This window comes from Zoogloea sp. 1C4 (assembly GCF_009469605.1).
GTDB classification, from domain to species: Bacteria; Pseudomonadota; Gammaproteobacteria; order Burkholderiales; family Rhodocyclaceae; genus Zoogloea; species Zoogloea oryzae.
This window is the reverse complement of the sequence record NZ_SSXU01000106.1, coordinates 1-1,256: the sequence shown is the minus strand read 5'-3', so window position 1 is coordinate 1,256 and position 1,256 is coordinate 1. Positions and strand designations below refer to the sequence as shown.

At 42.4% G+C, this 1,256-nt stretch carries 1 protein-coding gene; it reads right to left on the bottom strand.

Features of this window, described 5'->3' with window-relative positions:
- On the bottom strand, positions 1–473 hold a 473-nt coding region (locus GH681_RS23065; protein WP_153163830.1), incomplete at its 3' end, for a replication initiation protein.
- Positions 474–1,256 lie beyond the last annotated feature (783 nt).

Here is a 1,256-nt window from a genome sequence, read left to right as displayed (position 1 = left end):
AGAGAGTATGTTGTTGGCAAGGCTAAAGCCTTGTTTAACTCAAACTCTCTATATCCTTGTGAGAAGTTCAACCATACATCCCAAAGCTTATTGTTTACGCTGAACTTCATGATACCTGAGCCATATTCATACTCAGGGTTGCAGATAAACGAGCACTTCCACCAACGCTTCTTGTCTTTGTACTCGAAGTATCTGCCCATGAGGTCTTCTAATGTTTTCTTTATCGTATCAAAGTCTAAGTTACTATCAAAGATGGCCGCAGAAGCAGGCATCTGGATATAGACATCATGCTTGTGATGGTCTATAATTCCCATGTTCTCTTTGATTTTCATGCCTTTAACCTCGTCTTGGCAATACTCCAAAATGCGGAGAATGATGCGCTGCTCATGTATGCTCATCTCCTGCTGACGTGACCAGGTGTACATCCAGGACACCATCATGTCTTTGTTTTCTGATGTGATAAGTTGTCCCATGTTATTTCGTCATTAAGTGTTCCATACCTGCTGCCTTCATCCACTCGTTATAGTGATTGATGGCAGCTTCTCCTTCGAGGTGCTTTGCTTGTCTGTCACGAAGTTCTTCAGACATCACCTGCTCTTCTCTACGCAAGTCTCGATTTGTGTGCTCGAGCTCACTTGCTATCTGTTGTAGTTTCTGTTTCATGCGTTCTTTGAATTTTGATTTTGGGTGCAAAGATACATAAAAAAACTACATATAGCAAAAATACGTAGGTTAAAAATCTAAAAATGTAGGTTAAAGCCGTTTTTTTTCAGTCTAAATCTGTAGGTTAAGCGGTCTAAATCTGTAGGTTAGAAACTTTGTAACTTCTTGATTTTCAATAAGTCAATTGGGGGGGGATAGAGCATTAACAGACGATGCTTTAAAAACAGGCATACGGGCAGCGGCTTTTTGAACGGCTTTTTTGGCGCAAATTTGGGTGTTTTTTTGTTTTTTAGGGGGTCGGGGTCTGAACGCCCCTCCGTCCTCATTCTTGCTTGTTCGTGGGTACGGCTTGCTTGCTCGTTGATGAGTGTGCGCTGACTTTGTGGCAACGTACAAAGAAACAGCAGTTTTGTGTGCTGTCAAAACTTTTTACTTTGACGCAAAATAAAGCGATTTAAAACACTTTCTTGCGTTCGGACGTGAAATTCCACGTGAAGAATGAGAAAATGGCTTAGATGGGCGGAAAATGCCCTTTTTGGCTATTCGTGGGGCTGCTTTCGAGCGACGACAGCGTACACAGTCGCTCGGTCTGC